This is a genomic window from Arthrobacter sp. Soil_C_49 (assembly GCF_057656635.1).
Genome location: NZ_JBDGJZ010000007.1, coordinates 101117 through 114799, shown reverse-complemented (window position 1 = coordinate 114799; position 13683 = coordinate 101117). Strand labels below are relative to the sequence as shown.

At 61.7% G+C, this 13683-nt stretch carries 16 protein-coding genes and 1 pseudogene; 11 read left to right on the top strand and 6 right to left on the bottom strand.

Annotation, left to right across the window (positions count from 1 at the left end; all coding sequences use genetic code 11):
* Positions 1–185 precede the first annotated feature (185 nt).
* Positions 186–623 carry a hypothetical protein gene (locus AC3A4Z_RS13045; protein WP_498711930.1) on the top strand — a complete coding sequence of 146 codons (438 nt, stop codon included), beginning with the start codon at positions 186–188 and terminating at the stop codon, positions 621–623.
* Between the two features lie 61 nt (positions 624–684).
* Here AC3A4Z_RS13045 and AC3A4Z_RS13040 read toward each other — a convergent pair whose 3' ends face one another.
* Entirely contained in the window at positions 685–1089 is a 405-nt protein-coding gene (locus tag AC3A4Z_RS13040; protein ID WP_498711929.1) for a response regulator transcription factor, read from the bottom strand.
* Positions 1090–1449: 360 nt separating this feature from the next.
* Positions 1450–2238 (bottom strand): DUF2382 domain-containing protein, encoded by a 789-nt coding sequence (locus AC3A4Z_RS13035; RefSeq protein WP_498711928.1) that lies wholly within the window; start codon positions 2236–2238, stop codon positions 1450–1452.
* A gap of 483 nt (positions 2239–2721) precedes the next feature.
* Here AC3A4Z_RS13035 and AC3A4Z_RS13030 point away from each other — a divergent pair, with 483 nt between their 5' ends.
* Together AC3A4Z_RS13030 and AC3A4Z_RS13025 are read left to right on the top strand one after the other, a co-directional pair.
* The gene (locus AC3A4Z_RS13030) at positions 2722–3573 is read left to right on the top strand and encodes a glycoside hydrolase family 25 domain-containing protein (protein WP_498711927.1); all 852 of its coding nucleotides are present in this window, start codon (positions 2722–2724) and stop codon (positions 3571–3573) included.
* Positions 3574–3926: 353 nt separating this feature from the next.
* On the top strand, positions 3927–4214 hold the full coding sequence (locus tag AC3A4Z_RS13025) for a hypothetical protein (RefSeq protein ID WP_498711926.1): 288 nt from the start codon (positions 3927–3929) through the stop codon (positions 4212–4214).
* 357 nt (positions 4215–4571) lie between these two features.
* On the opposite strand, the gene AC3A4Z_RS13020 is transcribed toward AC3A4Z_RS13025, so the two are convergent.
* From AC3A4Z_RS13020 to AC3A4Z_RS13010, 3 genes are all read right to left on the bottom strand, one after another.
* Positions 4572–5018 carry a hypothetical protein gene (locus AC3A4Z_RS13020; RefSeq protein WP_498711925.1) on the bottom strand — a complete coding sequence of 149 codons (447 nt, stop codon included), beginning with the start codon at positions 5016–5018 and terminating at the stop codon, positions 4572–4574.
* 356 nt (positions 5019–5374) lie between these two features.
* A complete protein-coding gene (locus AC3A4Z_RS13015) occupies positions 5375–6064 on the bottom strand; it encodes a hypothetical protein (protein WP_498711924.1) in 690 nt (229 codons plus the stop codon).
* Between the two features lie 174 nt (positions 6065–6238).
* Entirely contained in the window at positions 6239–7084 is an 846-nt protein-coding gene (locus tag AC3A4Z_RS13010; RefSeq protein WP_498711923.1) for a hypothetical protein, read from the bottom strand.
* Between the two features lie 110 nt (positions 7085–7194).
* Here AC3A4Z_RS13010 and AC3A4Z_RS13005 point away from each other — a divergent pair, with 110 nt between their 5' ends.
* The 5 genes from AC3A4Z_RS13005 (at position 7195) to AC3A4Z_RS12985 (ending at position 10670) form a co-directional block, all read left to right on the top strand.
* Positions 7195–7341 carry a hypothetical protein gene (locus AC3A4Z_RS13005; RefSeq protein WP_498711922.1) on the top strand — a complete coding sequence of 49 codons (147 nt, stop codon included), beginning with the start codon at positions 7195–7197 and terminating at the stop codon, positions 7339–7341.
* Positions 7342–7777: 436 nt separating this feature from the next.
* The gene (locus AC3A4Z_RS13000) at positions 7778–8824 is read left to right on the top strand and encodes a LysM peptidoglycan-binding domain-containing protein (protein WP_498711920.1); all 1047 of its coding nucleotides are present in this window, start codon (positions 7778–7780) and stop codon (positions 8822–8824) included.
* Between the two features lie 72 nt (positions 8825–8896).
* The gene (locus AC3A4Z_RS12995; RefSeq protein WP_498711919.1) at positions 8897–9829 is read left to right on the top strand and encodes a hypothetical protein; all 933 of its coding nucleotides are present in this window, start codon (positions 8897–8899) and stop codon (positions 9827–9829) included.
* A 158-nt stretch (positions 9830–9987) separates the two neighbouring features.
* Positions 9988–10392, top strand: coding sequence for a VOC family protein (locus AC3A4Z_RS12990; protein WP_493969087.1), 405 nt, complete (start codon positions 9988–9990; stop codon positions 10390–10392).
* The gene (locus AC3A4Z_RS12985) at positions 10389–10670 is read left to right on the top strand and encodes a winged helix-turn-helix transcriptional regulator (protein WP_498711918.1); all 282 of its coding nucleotides are present in this window, start codon (positions 10389–10391) and stop codon (positions 10668–10670) included. The genes AC3A4Z_RS12990 and AC3A4Z_RS12985 overlap by 4 nt, the downstream gene beginning before the upstream one ends.
* A 90-nt stretch (positions 10671–10760) precedes the next feature.
* Here AC3A4Z_RS12985 and AC3A4Z_RS12980 read toward each other — a convergent pair.
* Positions 10761–11804, bottom strand: a pseudogene (locus tag AC3A4Z_RS12980) (IS110 family RNA-guided transposase); the annotation flags it as partial.
* 708 nt (positions 11805–12512) lie between these two features.
* Between AC3A4Z_RS12980 and AC3A4Z_RS12975 the strand changes: the two are divergent.
* From AC3A4Z_RS12975 to AC3A4Z_RS12965, 3 genes are all read left to right on the top strand, one after another.
* Positions 12513–12683 carry a hypothetical protein gene (locus AC3A4Z_RS12975; protein ID WP_498711917.1) on the top strand — a complete coding sequence of 57 codons (171 nt, stop codon included), beginning with the start codon at positions 12513–12515 and terminating at the stop codon, positions 12681–12683.
* Positions 12680–13348, top strand: a complete 669-nt coding sequence (locus AC3A4Z_RS12970; RefSeq protein ID WP_498711916.1) for a helicase associated domain-containing protein — start codon at positions 12680–12682, stop codon at positions 13346–13348. The genes AC3A4Z_RS12975 and AC3A4Z_RS12970 overlap by 4 nt, the downstream gene beginning before the upstream one ends.
* Before the next feature lie 79 nt (positions 13349–13427).
* A complete protein-coding gene (locus tag AC3A4Z_RS12965) occupies positions 13428–13571 on the top strand; it encodes a hypothetical protein (RefSeq protein WP_237430637.1) in 144 nt (47 codons plus the stop codon).
* The last annotated feature ends 112 nt before the right edge of the window (positions 13572–13683 follow it).

Below are 13683 nucleotides of genomic sequence, written 5' to 3'. Positions count from 1 at the left end.
CCGCAGGTGCTTGCATTGACGGGGAGTCCGCTCCTGCCGGAGGATTTGCGTGGCGGTGTTCTTGAACATTTGATGGGGGAACATCCGCCCGGGAGCTGGCTGCGGTGTAAAGACCGAGTGGGGGAGTCAGCTCCCGCCATTGGGAAGCTGTATGCCCCCGGCTTCTTCGGTGCGACACTGCAGTAATGAGCATCTCCAAGTGGTGGCCAATGCTCCAGTCGGGAACCCGCACCTGGCTCATCGAGCACCAAGGTCAGCCGCTGCGGCCGCCTGTTAGTCCAACATCCCTGCGTTTACGGGCGGTACGGTCGATCCTGCGTGGTGGGCTGGCGAATCAGCGGACGGCCCTCAGCTTTCCGAGGTTCTGGAATGGATCGAGGCGGTCGCCAGCGACACGGAGTCGACTGCCGGCTGGAATCGTCGGCGCGATGACGGACAGGCAACTTTTGAAGATCATGGGCGATTCCAGAGGGCCGGCCGAGGTTACTTCCGCTTTGTCGGATGAAGAACTATCCCGACTTCTGGATGCTCTTTATCGAAACCTTGATACTCGTGCGCCGGAACCGGATGCGATCTTCTGGTACGAGATAGGCGTTGAAGAAAGCCGCAGAAGGGCGAACTGAGTTACGACATCCGGATGTTCTGGTTCTGCAGGGTTTGCAGGAGCTGGCAGGCAGGGTCCCTTTATGCGGTGTGTTGTGCCTCGGCTACGGTGCGTTCCATAGGAGCGGGGCAGAGGTCACTGGCTTTTTGGGCCAGCTCCTTGGGGCGGAAGGGTTTCGTAAGGTAAGCAGCTGCGCCTGAGGCCATCCCTGCAATAACGTCATCATCTTCGGCCCTGGCGGTCAGGAACAGTAGCGGGGCGTTGTTCAGCGCACGCATGGCGCGGGCAACGACGTGCCCGTCCATGTCAGGCAGGCCCATATCCAGAGTAATTAGGGAAACGGCAGGATCGGCTGCTGCGGCGATGCCTTCGGCGCCTGTGCGGACGGCCCGCACTTCGAAACCCGCGCGGGTCAGCACGATACTGATCAGTGACCTGATGTCGTCGTCATCTTCTACGACAAGGCAAACGCGCCCTTTATCCATTCGAGCCCCCGGCCTTCTCGGTTACGTCCACTTTACAGGTGACAGGTCGTGGGCGATGGGTGGCTGCCCCGGTCGTTGAAGCGGCGGAGTCCGCCGCCAGCGTCCTGCTTTAGCGCGGCCGGCGGCGGACCACCTGGGGTCCGAGTGCTTCCGGTCTGCTACAGAAGTTTATTGGACAGGCTTTTGCACCGCATCTGCTTCACGGGCAGACCTATCATCGCTTCTGCTCCTCGGGACTTTCAACAGCAGTTGCCTTGGCGCAAGGCATCTAAGAGTTCGTGGTGCAGGAAAGGGGCCCGTGCGAGGGGAAGACGTGCGAAAGGGCCCGGGCGTGGCCAGGGCCCTCTGGCAGCTGATCGTTTAGCGGCGGGTGTCGTCGATTCCGTCCGTTTCGATATTTTCCTTACGGACTTCTTCGTTGACGGTGACGTTTTCGGTCACGGTGTCTTTGTCCAGGCGGACCCGCTCAACCGGTACGGTTTCCTTTTCCACCACCGGCCGCTCCTCGTGGAGGATGACTTCGTGTTCTTCTTCGCTGATGTCGGGACCGCTGGTAGCCGCACCGCGGTTGGCGTCGGTGATGGGTTCGCGTTCGATCCGGACTTCTTCACGCTGCACCGGGACGGTCTTGGTGACGTTCTCGGTAACAACGTACTTCCGCAGCCGGGCCCGGCCGGCGGCCTGCTTCTCGGTGCCGACGCGCAGCTGTTCTTCGGAGCGGGTCATCGCATCATCGGTCGTGGGGCCGGAGGTGTCATGGCCGACCGTGCCGCGGCGTTCGCCCGCGTCGGCGGTGCCGGTCCTGGCAGTCGTATCGGTGTAGGAGGTGCCGCCGCCGAGGTTGTAGTGCGCGTACAGCCGCTCTTCCTCAGCCGGTTCAAGGTGACCATCTTCGGCGACGCGCGGCGCGTCCTTAACCTGGTCCTTGCCGTAGGGGACGACGATGTCGTTCCCCTCGGTCCGCGCCCCCTCAAGCGGGACAAACGACTCGGACGTGCCGAAAAGCCCGGTTTTCACGGTAACGAAGGTGGGCTGACCCGTCTCATCGTCCGCGTAGACCTGGCCGATGGAACCGATCTTGTCCCCATCAGCGCTCAGAACGTTTCCGCCGGCGTTGAGCAGGGCGTCAATGTTTTCCTTGGCAACCATACTGTCTCCTTGGATTGGTGTTACGGCCTTTTGGCTTCCCCCAGGAACAATACTAAGCACACTTACCATTTCGATGGCAAGAGGAGCAGGGGGTGTAAAGCGTCCTGTCACGAACCCAGAGATACGAGACGGTGGGACCAGGCAGGGCCTCGCCCGTGGTGGTTCTACGCGCCACTTATTCGATCAGAAACGCCGCCAAATAGCGGCCGAAAGTCACAGAGTTGGGCTAATGGCGACTAGGGCTTCCAAAGCACGGTGATCGACCGGTTCACGGGCATCGTGGGCCCGCATTTGGGTGTGTCACTAGTAACGGGGACCCCTGAGGGTGCCCGGCGCAGTACGAGATGCAGTCGGACTTAGTCCCACTACTTACTTCTATTGGCGGCCGTAATAGGGGGTTCTTGCAGTGTCTCCCCTTGCCGCCCGAGCGTAAAGTTTTACCACCTCGACGTATCAGACACATGGGTGACGGGAGCCTTGGACATGACCGGTTTCGGGATGAGAATGGCGGGCGCGTTCCTGGTCCTTATCGGGCTATTAGCCACAGGAATAGCTCCGGTGGCAGCGGGGCCGCCGTCCCAGAATAAGGACCTGGTGGGCGTCGACATCTCCTGGCCCCAGTGCGACAAGATGACTACCCTTCCCGCTGATCAGGCATTCGCTATCGTGGGCGTGAACGGTGGACTGGCCAGTAACAACAACCCTTGCTTCGCTAAGCAGATCGAATGGGCTAAGACAAAGACCACCGGGCTCCACCCTACCCAGCCCAAAGTTTCTTTATACGTGAACACTGCCAACCCAGGACACGAGGGCTCCTGGTGGCCAACGTCCAACGTTTATAAAAACGTTTATGGAGAAGACGTAGTGGTTCCGGTCCCAGATCACTATAAGACCTGCGCGGGCGCAGTCGACCTCGCCTGCTCATACGTGTACGGCTACGTGAGGGCTTATCAGGACGCATGGGAGCGAGGCGTGGATTACCCGGGCAGCTATTTCTGGTGGCTTGATGTGGAGACGGGCAACAGCTGGCAGACCGGGGAGACTGACAGCACAGCCCTGAACCGGGCGACCCTCGAAGGGATGGTCTATTACTTCAAGAAAGTTACCGCCGGTGTCGGGATTTACTCGACAAGCTCGCAGTGGGGAACCATCGCCGGGACCGTACCGTTCGGCAGCTCCCTCGAGGGACTGCCAAGCTGGCTTGCAGGTGCCAAAACGCTGCGGGGAGCGAAGTCGAATTGTTCTTTGCCTGGGCTCACCCCTGGCAGCCAGGTAAAACTGACCCAGTACGTGTCAGCCGGGCTCGACTACGACTACGTCTGCCCCGTCAAATAGGCAGCGGCCCTTCGTCCCCCACTCTCCAGCGGGCGCTTCCCAGTAATTCGGAGGCTTCCTGTTATCCGTCCCTTAGACCTTTCTTCGAATGCACGGCGAATCGAACTTGATGGGGTGGGTGTATTAGGTACCGGGACGCCTAGTCCCCGGACGGGGGCAGCCCTACTATGGGTTCAGGAGTACGCGCGAGTTTCGGGTCTGGGGTCCGACCTGGTGTGGCCGGCGTCGTGTGGGTCCTGTCGAGAAATCCGGGGCCCTCCCCCAGCCGACGCCGGTCACTTAGCCTGTCGGGTTAGTTCGACCAGCAACGAGCAGGGGCAACCCACCCCACTGCCCTGTCTTAGACTGGCGCCATGCGTCCGTTGTCGGCTTTCAATGTTGTCTTCCTGGCAGCAGCAATAACCTGGCTAAGGGCAGCGACGGCCGCGAAACCCGAACATGTGGCAATGACGGGCCCAGAACTACTCTCGATCCTCACCGACCCCAGAGGACCGGAATTGACCATGTCCAGCCTGTCCGACATAGAGCTGACCATGATGCTGGACGCCCTCTACCAAAACTTGGATACCTTCAAACCGGAACGAAGCACCATCTTTTCGTACCAGACAGGGGTCGAAGAGAGCCTCCGCCGGAATCTCTGAGCCCGCGGACACCCTCATGTTTCTGACGCCCGTTAGGAACAGGCTGGCAGGTCCAGAGTGCGACATTAAGCGCCGCGAAAAAGCCGCCACTTATCGCCGCGATTCACACCGGAACGGAAGGCTTGCCGACCAACTGTCAAAAACGGTCGTTTTTGCATACAAGCTGCCGCATCGTTTATGGCACCATCACCGGGCAATATTTCGGGCGATCTAGTGGGAATCCGGAACCTTCGGAACCGCGCGGTCGGTCACACCAGTCGCGGGAAACGGTGCGATAACCGGTCTGATCTTCGGAGATTTTTGGCGCTCTTCTGTTCAGGGCATTTGAGCTGGCGCCCGTCTCTCCGGGCCCGGGCCTCATTCTGCCTCCGACGATGCGGGGTAGAGGAAGACGTCTACGGAGTCGCCGCGGTAGTGGAACCGAACGACGCTCCCCTTCGGGAGGCCCATCACGGCATCATCACCCGAATGGGTTTGCCCGCCGACGTCTGCAAAAAGATCGACCCCGGGCGGCACACAATTGGCGCCGTCTACAAAAGGGCCGGAACGATCGATGAGCATGAAGCACCGGTAGCCCCGTCCGTCCACGAAGAACCAGGGTTCGAATCCCCGATACTGTTGATAGCCGCGGAAGCTGGATTGGCCGGCAGCTTCCCCCCAAGGGAATTCCAGCATTGAGAGGAATTCCAGCATTGTGAGAACATCGCTGTCAGCCTCGTCTGCGATCGGATGCAATGTGGCATCGGGATGCGGCCTGAGGATCGATGCCACGGTGAACACAGCGGCAAGCAAGACTGCCAGCACGCCGGCTATAAATGAGTAACGGCGTACTCGTGTCGCCGTCAAACGACGCCAAGTCGACCACATCGATCCAATCCTGGACTCCGCCACGGGCGCAATACTGTTTGCGGGGTCCGGCACTTCGTCAATGAACCTGGTCCTGGTGGGGTGAGCAACTGAACCGGAATCCGGGGCTGCAGCGGGTGTTCTGACGTCGGTGTCGGTGAGGGCGCGGGGACTCGCGGCGCGTGCCGCCTCCAGTTCCGCCAGTCTTACCTGTGCCGCGGGGTCGGACTCGATATCCGGATGCGGACCGTATGCCCTCCTGCGGAGCTCGTCCAGCTCCCGCTGAGCGTCGGACCGGGGTGAAGATGGGTCCATCAGCCCGCCTCCGGGATGAGGTAGACGTAAGCATCCACCGTGTCGTCACGAAGTACGAATCGGATGATGCCGTCGCCGGCGCGTCCTTCGAATCCTTCAAACCCATCCCGGGATGAGGCGACGTCCATCATGAGATCTGCTGGAGCCGGAGCACAGCGAACGTCTGAGAGATTACCGCTCGCCCGGTGCAGTGCCACCAGACACGGCGAGTCAAACGCGTTCACCCCGGAATAGATCTCGAGACCGAGATACGACCCGTATCCGCGGAGGGTTGAAACCTCGATCTTCAACAGGGGTGCTCCCCTAAGCAGCAGTCCGGGAAGCCGGTTATCGACCGCGGCCCCGCTCGGATGAAGAGTGGCATCAGGACGCGGCGCGGACAACAGCAGGGTCGTCGTAACGATCCCTCCCGCGAGGACCAGTGCGGCACCGGCCCAGTACAAGCGACTCCACCTCGGCACCGGATGTTCCACCGAGGCAGCGTCCGCGGGGGCCTCCGAATCTGGCACACTCTCGCTCGCCAGGGCAACCGGCAGAGAATTGACGTCAGCGCGGTCCGCCGCCTCAAGTTCGCGCAACCTCGCTAGGCCCGGAGGGTCGACACTTATGTCTGGATCCGGACCGTATGCCCGCCTGCGGAGCTCATAAAACTCACGGTCGGCGTCCGAAGAGTGCCCGAAGCCTTCCACAGCTCAAAGTACACCCGTCTCGCGGAGCGGGTCTATACGCTCAAACATGGCTCAGCCTTGGCCTTGAGTCGTCTTGTATCGCATGCGTTTCGTGACACTGAGGCTATGAGACACCCCAGGTGGGTTCAGAGAAGGGGTCTGCACCCGCGGGCGGGATCGCCTTTCGCATCCCGGTCACTTGTCGGACTTGAACACGATCGAGTCGAAGACGGCGCGTGCCTCTCTCGTCAGCTCCGGATTGATGGGTGGGTGGAAGGCCACCCAAGCCTCTCTCGTCAGCTCCGGACTGATGAGTGGGTGGTATTGGGCCACCCAGAACACAGCGCGCTGGCCGTTCAGGTCGACCACCCGGTAGGTTTCGCGTTCATCCTGAGACGAGTACCAGCGCGTGCATTCGTTTGAGAATTCTGAGTGGATACAGAACCTGTCGCGGTCGCAGGCTTTGATGTCCACGTCGCCCTCGACGAAGTGGTCGAACTCGAAGCCGGAGTAATCGCCCACCACGACCTTAACGGGAGGGGTGCTCGCCGTTGACGTCTGCGCCGTCAGCGCCTCGACGAAGGCCTCAGCCGACGGATCGAGCTTAACGAGCGCGTCCTGCCACGCGCATGCGTCCATCGGCACGTAGTCGGCGGGCCACCAACCCACGAAGACCGCCCCTTCATCCAGGTGATCCAGGTCGTACTTGCCCACGCCCCTGCCGCCGCCAGACCAGCCGTCCGGGACGGTGATCTCGAAAGGCTCCGCGAAGCTGGTGACGAGGTACGTGCCGGCGTCGAAGTCGCAGCCGGGGCCGACGTCGCCGCTACACGGCAGCGGTGCGACCGTGCCAGCCTCCGTAGTTGGTGTGGGAGAGGGCTCCTCCGTAGTTGGTGCGGGGGAGGGCGCCCCCGTAGTTGGTGCGGGGGAGGGCTCCTCGTAGGTGCACGCCGCTAGGCCGACTGGCCCGAGTAGTCCGACTGACACGATCAATGCCGAGGCTATAGCGCGACGTAGCAGCACGGACATGGAGGCCTCCAAGGGCGAACTTTGTGCTGGGCACGTTACGCCCAGCCGTCAACGGCCACAAGGGCTAGGCACGGACTGCAGGCCGCACGCGAACAAGGACGGTCGGCGGACGCAAACGCATCATGACGGATGCCAAGATCCGTTCAGCCCGAAAGCTCCTCAACCAGGGAACAACTCCCCGGGAGGTCGCCGACACCCTTGGAGTCTCCGCGCCCACCCGTTACCGATGGGTCCCGGCAACAGGCGCGACCGAGGCACCAAAGAAGTAGTTCCTGCTGGTTTGGTGCAGGCGACTTCTGAAAAAAGACTGTTTGGTGCAGAGGACTATTGAGCAGAATGCATTTCCGTCCAGGGCAGTTCTGACATTTCAGTGTCCATACTCGTCTGCACTATCCCGCAATTCCGCGGGTGCCTGTGCAGTCGACTTGAAAACGACACCAGCAGGTCAAAGCTGGGTCGTCGCAGTGAGGGACCGGGTTACGGGCGGGACGATTCGCCAGCATGGAACCGCTGCTGATCGGTTTTTCACCCGCAGGGCGCAGCTTCCTATGGGGGAGACGTGACGGTTGAGGGTTTGGCCGGTGATGCCGAGTCCGGTGCAGAGTTCGCTGAGTTTGGTGCTGGGCTTGCCTTATCCACTAGGCTCGCTTTTGGTCCCTTGTGGGCCTTGACCCGGCTACGCCGGACTTATTGGGGGGCGCATCCATGGTGGGAACTAGCAGGACATCAAAGAAAGCGATGGGCCTGTCCCTGGCCCGGCCAGCACTGGTTGTTGTGCTGTCGCTGGGACTGGCGGGGTGCACTCACGAGGGTGCTCCAACCCAGGCGGAACCGGCTGCCGTCCAGACCACCCACACAGCAGTTGCGTCTTCCACCGCGAAGCCGGCCCTCAGTGGAGAAACCGTGCGGGACTCGTTTGGCAACGCGGACTTCTACACCACCGTTCCGGGAGACACCCTCTCGGCCGTTGCGGCGGCGTACAAGCTATCCGAGGCGAAGGTCGCTGGGTTCAACGGACTCCAGCCCGGAGCTCCCCTCACTCCTTTCACACGGCTACGGCTGATCCCAGACGGTCCCATGCCCGGCGCCAAGGGCGCTGCCACGGTTGACGCAAACGGCGTTCCAACGGCTTACACAATAGAGCCCGACGACAGCCTGGCCGCCATCACCTACCGGTTCAACCTGACCGATGAGCAGTTGGCGGAAGCGAACAAGGTCGCGTTCACGTACGAGAAGGGCAATGTCTACTTCATCCGGGCGGGCCAGGTCATCCAGCTGCAGAAGAAGCCGGTGGACAGCAGGTCCGGCTCGGGCGCCTCGGTCAACAACTCCTTCGGCCAGACGGTCTTCTACACCACGGGCGAAGGCGACTCATTCGACAGCCTCGGATACAAATTCCGGTTCACTACCGACCAGTTGCTCCGGTGGAATCCGACCCTGACCGCTGGTCAGCCTATCCCCGTAGGCACCAAGGTTAGGCTCATGCCCGGCGACGTTACAATCGATGGCTCGCATGGCGCTTTCACCACCGACGCCGACGGCATTCCCTTGACCTACACCACGGCAACCGGGGACACAGAGCGTCAGATCGCCTTCCGATTCGGAGTGCCGGAGATTGCGGATTTGGAATCGGCGAACCGGCCACTCACCGGCACAGACCGCGTCTGGTACGACTTCGCCGACCTCCCCTCCGGAGAGCTGGCGCCGGGCCAGACCATCAGCCTGAACCTGACCAAACCTATACACCAATGAGCCCAAGAAACGGCCGACGAACCTTTTCGAAGCCGACTGGCGTCCATCGACCGTCCCTACGAAAGCGAACTTGTGGGTATCTTCAAGAGAAAATCTTCGGAAGCAAAGATGAATGATTCCGAGCTGACGTTCTTCACGGGTTCCAAGGCAAATGAATTCCGGGCCATCGCGCGCGAAGTCTTCGCCGAAATGGGACTCGAGGTCCATGTCCACGCTGGTCATGCTGTCGATGACTCGGGACGGGAGTTTGGCTTCTGGAACGTAGCTGCCGCTTGTAATGAGCAGCCGCAGTCCACGTGGCGAGACGTAATCCGCGACCACCTTCAACGTGTCCTGGCCAGCTTCGAAGCACCCGATCCCTTCGACGTCATGACGCCCTCAGAGGTATTGAAGCGGACCTTCGCGCGCCTCTACGACGAGGCGAGCATCCCAGGGATCGAAAGCTACCCACACAGGGAGATCGCGCCCGGCATCGTCCAGATGCTTGCCTTGGACCTCCCCGAGACCGTTGCCGTTTTCAACCATGACAATGCGAACAAGTTCGGAGGATGGGAAGCCCTCGAAAGGCAGGGCCTCGAAAACCTCCGCGGGTTGGAGCCCGAACAGCTAGAAATCCTCCCCGCACCCGGAGGGGGTACCTTCAATGCCCTCCTAGGTGAGTCTGTTTACACTGCGAGCCGGGCCCTGCTTCTTCCTTCCTTGGCAGTAGAACTCACAGGTCAACGCGCTCAAGAGCAGTTCGGGTGGCTTATGAGCATCCCGAACCGGCACCAAGTTGTCTGGCACATCATTGAAGACAACGCCGTCATCAATGCGGTCAATGGAATGGCCCGCTTTACGGCTCTGGGATTCGCCGATGCTGCCGGACCGGTAAGTCCGCACGTCTTCTGGTGGAACGGTACAAGCTACGAACAACTTACCTACTTCCGCGAGGACGGCGGCCTGGCGGTCCATATCAGTCCAGCCTTTCAGGCTGTCCTGGAATCGGTAACTGCCGACAGTTAGCGGCTGCAGAAAGGGTCCGGTACGGCACGCGCGCACAGGTCCCCTTACGGGACAGCTGAATTCCTGTGTCTCATAAACTCAACGCCTCGAATCCCTAGGGATACGAGCCAATTAACTAGATCTTGACGTCGCACTTGCATTTTGCAAGTATGAGCCGCATGAGCCTTTTCATCACCTGCCCGGTCGAGAGCGTTGAGCGCGCGACCGCCTTCTACACCGCCCTCGGCTGGACCCTCAACCCGGAAATGTCCGATCACAACGTGTCATGCTTCGCGATCGCGCCCGAGCAGTACGTCATGCTCGGCAGCCGCGAAATGTATGCGAGCGTCGGCGGCGCCGAGGAGCTCGTCGGCGGACCCGACACCCCCTCGAAGGTCACGGTTTCATTCGACCTCGGCAGCCGTCAGGCGGTCGACGAGCTCGTCGATCGCGCCGGTGCCGCGGGCGGGCGGATCGGTGATACCGATGATTACCCCTTCATGTACCAGCGCCAGTTCGACGACCCCGACGGCTACCACTACTCGCCGTTTTGGATGAAGCCGGACGACGATCCGACCGAGTGAGCGATCTCGCCGCGGCCCTCGATATCGTTGGAGCGCGGTGGGCCTTGCTCATCGTGGAGCGGCTGCTCAACGGGCCGCAGCGCTACGGCGATCTGCAGCGCGACCTCGGAGTGCCGACGAACATACTCGCGACCCGTCTGCGCGAGCTTGAGACCGCCGGTGTACTGTCCCGCCTGCCCCTCCGGCACAACACCCGGGCCTACGCGCTGACCGATCGCGGGCTCGCCTTGCGTGAGGCGATCATCACGCTAGGACGCTGGGGCAGCAATGAGGCCTAGGCGTGGCGCGGAATCGCGATACGCTCCGACGAGTTGGCTGGGCTCTGCCGCTGCAACATTTTGGTGGGCTGGATCTATAGAGGCGTAAAGGGTGTTGAGCTGACGGTAGAGGATTCGGGCAAGGTAGCGCTTGAGGGATCTTCGAATTTCCCGGTAGCCACGGCCTTCTTGAGTGCGTTTGGCAACGTACTCCCGCGTTTCGGGATGGTGGATCATTCTCGTCATGGTGATGATGTGCAGGGCACGATTGAGTCGCCTGTCACCGCCTCTGTTGAGCCTGTGCCGGACAGTGTTACCACTTGAGGCCGGCAGGGGATTCACCCCTGCCAATGACGCGAAGGCAGCTTCGCTGCGAACCCTTCCTGGATGCGACCAAGCTGTCAGGACGGCAGCGACTGAAACGGTCCCGGCGCCCACCATCTCCAGCAGCGGGGCGGCGGGACTTTGCTGTATCAGCTCAGTCATGCGTTTCTGATTAGCAGCCAGCTGAGTGGTCACTTCGAGAACGCGGCGCGCCAACCGAATCGCTTCCTCCCGCGCAATCGCTAGTTCCATCTGCTCCTGCCTTTCCCGCCATCTGGTGATCGTGTTGATCTGGGCGGGGACCAGAGGTTTACGGGCATCGATTCCAAGATCATGTGCCCGGAGGAGGGCAATAAGTGCATTGACATTCATTGTTCGTTCCCGCGTCAGTTGATCCCGGGCAGCACTCAGGATCCTGAGCCCGGCACGGGTTCCTTCATCCCGTCGCGGAACCCGTAGTTGGGACTCCTCCAAGCCCAGGACAGCGGCTCCGATGGCTGTGGCGTCCAATGGGTCCGATTTGCCCAGCCCTCGACGGCCTCGGGCGTTCATACGTGGAGCTTCGGCGACGTTGTAACCGGCGTCGGTTATTGCCCTGGCCAGACGGGCTCCATACGAGCCGATACCCTCAACAGCCCACAGACACCCCATGTCGCCGTCTGTCCTTCGGCCTACCCAAGCGAGTGCGCGTGAAATCCCTGCCGAGGTGGTCGGGAACTGCTCACACGCGACCTGTCGCTTGGTGCTGGCCTCGATGATGGCGTAAGTATGGGTGCGGGCGTGACAGTCCACGCCGATGACGAACGGGCGGGTCTGCGCAACGATAGTCAACGCGGCCACCCTCCTTCCTTTCGAATGGACAAGACAAGTCGCAGCACGACCGGCGCCGGACCTGGGAAGAGTCACTTCGAGGCAAAACTGTGATGAGCCACAACCTCAGAGGCTGGGCAAGCTTCTAATCAAGCCACCGACGTGGGACAGATCAACGCCGACCGCTCCACCGAGCGCGGACAAATCGGGGGAAACGCACCCTCAAGGGCAATTGTTTTTTCGAGTCACGCGCCGGGCAGAACGACCGGCATCAACACTGCCAGCTAGTCCCAGACCAGCCACGTAAAGACTCACAGTTGTTTTTTGGCTGCTGGCGAAGCTTGCGTAGCTGTGCCCGTGGAGTCCCGTCTACCCGCCAGGGCAAGACCCGGGAAATCTTCGAAAGGAAATAAGCGACGAAGGAGCGCCGGAGAAGACTTTCCCGGGCCGCAGGCCCCGGGAGGAACGACAGGGGCTAGAGGGGCCGGAACGGGCACGTACAATCCGAAGGACAGCAGCCAAAAAACGTCGTAGACACACCAGGGCCAGGGACGGCGGAGCCCTGCGGAGCCGGCACTGGACCCAACAGCCGGCCGCGCCAGCGGACGCCCATCAACTGGTTGAAGCGCAGCGCAAACCAGGGCGAGCCCCGCGAGCCTGCCCTGTGTCCTGCGCAGCAATGTTGGGGTCGGGCGTAGGCTACGGCCTAAACAAATTTTGGGGGAATCAATGAACGTCAGTCCAAGCTTCGGCATCCTCGCGGTGCTCTACATCGTCGTGATGGCAGTACTGATCGGTCTGGCGATCTACGTCCTGATCCTGGTCATCACTTTTTTCCGGCTACGGATCGCTGAATTGAAGCGGACCGTCCCGCCGAAGGGACCCTCGAGACGACCATGACAGAGGCCCGGCGCCCATCGCCCCACCCCGACTTTGTCCGGCAGTACCGGCAAGGTACGCCGACATCGACGATCGCCGCCGCGGCCGGCGTCGCCGAAACCACCGTCCGGTACCACCTGCAGATCGCCGCGAAGGCAGACCCGGGCATCAGGGACGAACACAAAGCCGCCCAGCCCCCTGCCAGGCGGAAATCCGAGGCGGGCCTGCGGAACCTAGCCGACATCCTTGCCTTCCACGAATCGCATGGCCGGCTGCCGGTCAGCCACGCGAAGGCAGCACGGGAGCGTGCCTTGGCCTCTTGGCTGGCAAACCGCTGCCGGGACGCGGCCGAGGGGACCCTCTCCCCCACCTACCGGTATGCACTCGCAGTGATTCCTGGATGGGATAAGCCTTCAACCCGCAAGGCCGAGGACGAGAAACGGTGGCACCAGCGGCTGGAGGAACTCCACAGGATAAGGGCCGCCGGCGGTGACTGGCCCCGACATCAAAAAACAGGCGATCAGGCAGAGCGGACCCTTGGGGTGTGGCTGCACGGGCAACGGATCGACTACCGCGCCGGAAGGATGGACCCGGCCAAAGAACAGCAGCTGAACACCCTCCTGCCCGGCTGGCGGGAAGGCAGGGGCCACCGCGGCGGCCGACGCAAGACCCATTCCTCGCCGTAGATGCCCGAGGGCGCGGCGACAGGGACCGGGCGCGTGTCGAACGGGATGCCGGCGGTGAGATCCGCCTAGGGTCATGACCATGGAGCGGGATTCGTCCGGAGAGCTGGAAGGGCAAACATCGGTCAACGACCTGCTCGACGAGCCGATCGGAGCCGAACCCCTCCAGATGGCCCTGCCCATCCTCGTACAGATCCGCCCCGGCGAATTCCGCCGCCTCTCCTGACATCACCCGCGGCTGCTGAGCACACCAGCAGGCAATCCCCCTTCGGGGATAAGACCGGGCACCCAGGTGACCAGACTCCATGTCCGGTGCGGCGGGTTGTGCACACTGGCGG

Coding starts and splice junctions, on each gene's coding strand:
- AC3A4Z_RS13045 (WP_498711930.1), top strand. CDS start 186: ATGAGCATCTCCAAGTGGTGGCCAATGCTCCAGTCGGGAACCCGCACC.
- AC3A4Z_RS13040 (WP_498711929.1), bottom strand. CDS start 1,089: ATGGATAAAGGGCGCGTTTGCCTTGTCGTAGAAGATGACGACGACATC.
- AC3A4Z_RS13035 (WP_498711928.1), bottom strand. CDS start 2,238: ATGGTTGCCAAGGAAAACATTGACGCCCTGCTCAACGCCGGCGGAAAC.
- AC3A4Z_RS13030 (WP_498711927.1), top strand. CDS start 2,722: ATGACCGGTTTCGGGATGAGAATGGCGGGCGCGTTCCTGGTCCTTATC.
- AC3A4Z_RS13025 (WP_498711926.1), top strand. CDS start 3,927: ATGCGTCCGTTGTCGGCTTTCAATGTTGTCTTCCTGGCAGCAGCAATA.
- AC3A4Z_RS13005 (WP_498711922.1), top strand. CDS start 7,195: ATGACGGATGCCAAGATCCGTTCAGCCCGAAAGCTCCTCAACCAGGGA.
- AC3A4Z_RS13000 (WP_498711920.1), top strand. CDS start 7,778: ATGGTGGGAACTAGCAGGACATCAAAGAAAGCGATGGGCCTGTCCCTG.
- AC3A4Z_RS12990 (WP_493969087.1), top strand. CDS start 9,988: ATGAGCCTTTTCATCACCTGCCCGGTCGAGAGCGTTGAGCGCGCGACC.
- AC3A4Z_RS12975 (WP_498711917.1), top strand. CDS start 12,513: ATGAACGTCAGTCCAAGCTTCGGCATCCTCGCGGTGCTCTACATCGTC.
- AC3A4Z_RS12970 (WP_498711916.1), top strand. CDS start 12,680: ATGACAGAGGCCCGGCGCCCATCGCCCCACCCCGACTTTGTCCGGCAG.
- AC3A4Z_RS12965 (WP_237430637.1), top strand. CDS start 13,428: ATGGAGCGGGATTCGTCCGGAGAGCTGGAAGGGCAAACATCGGTCAAC.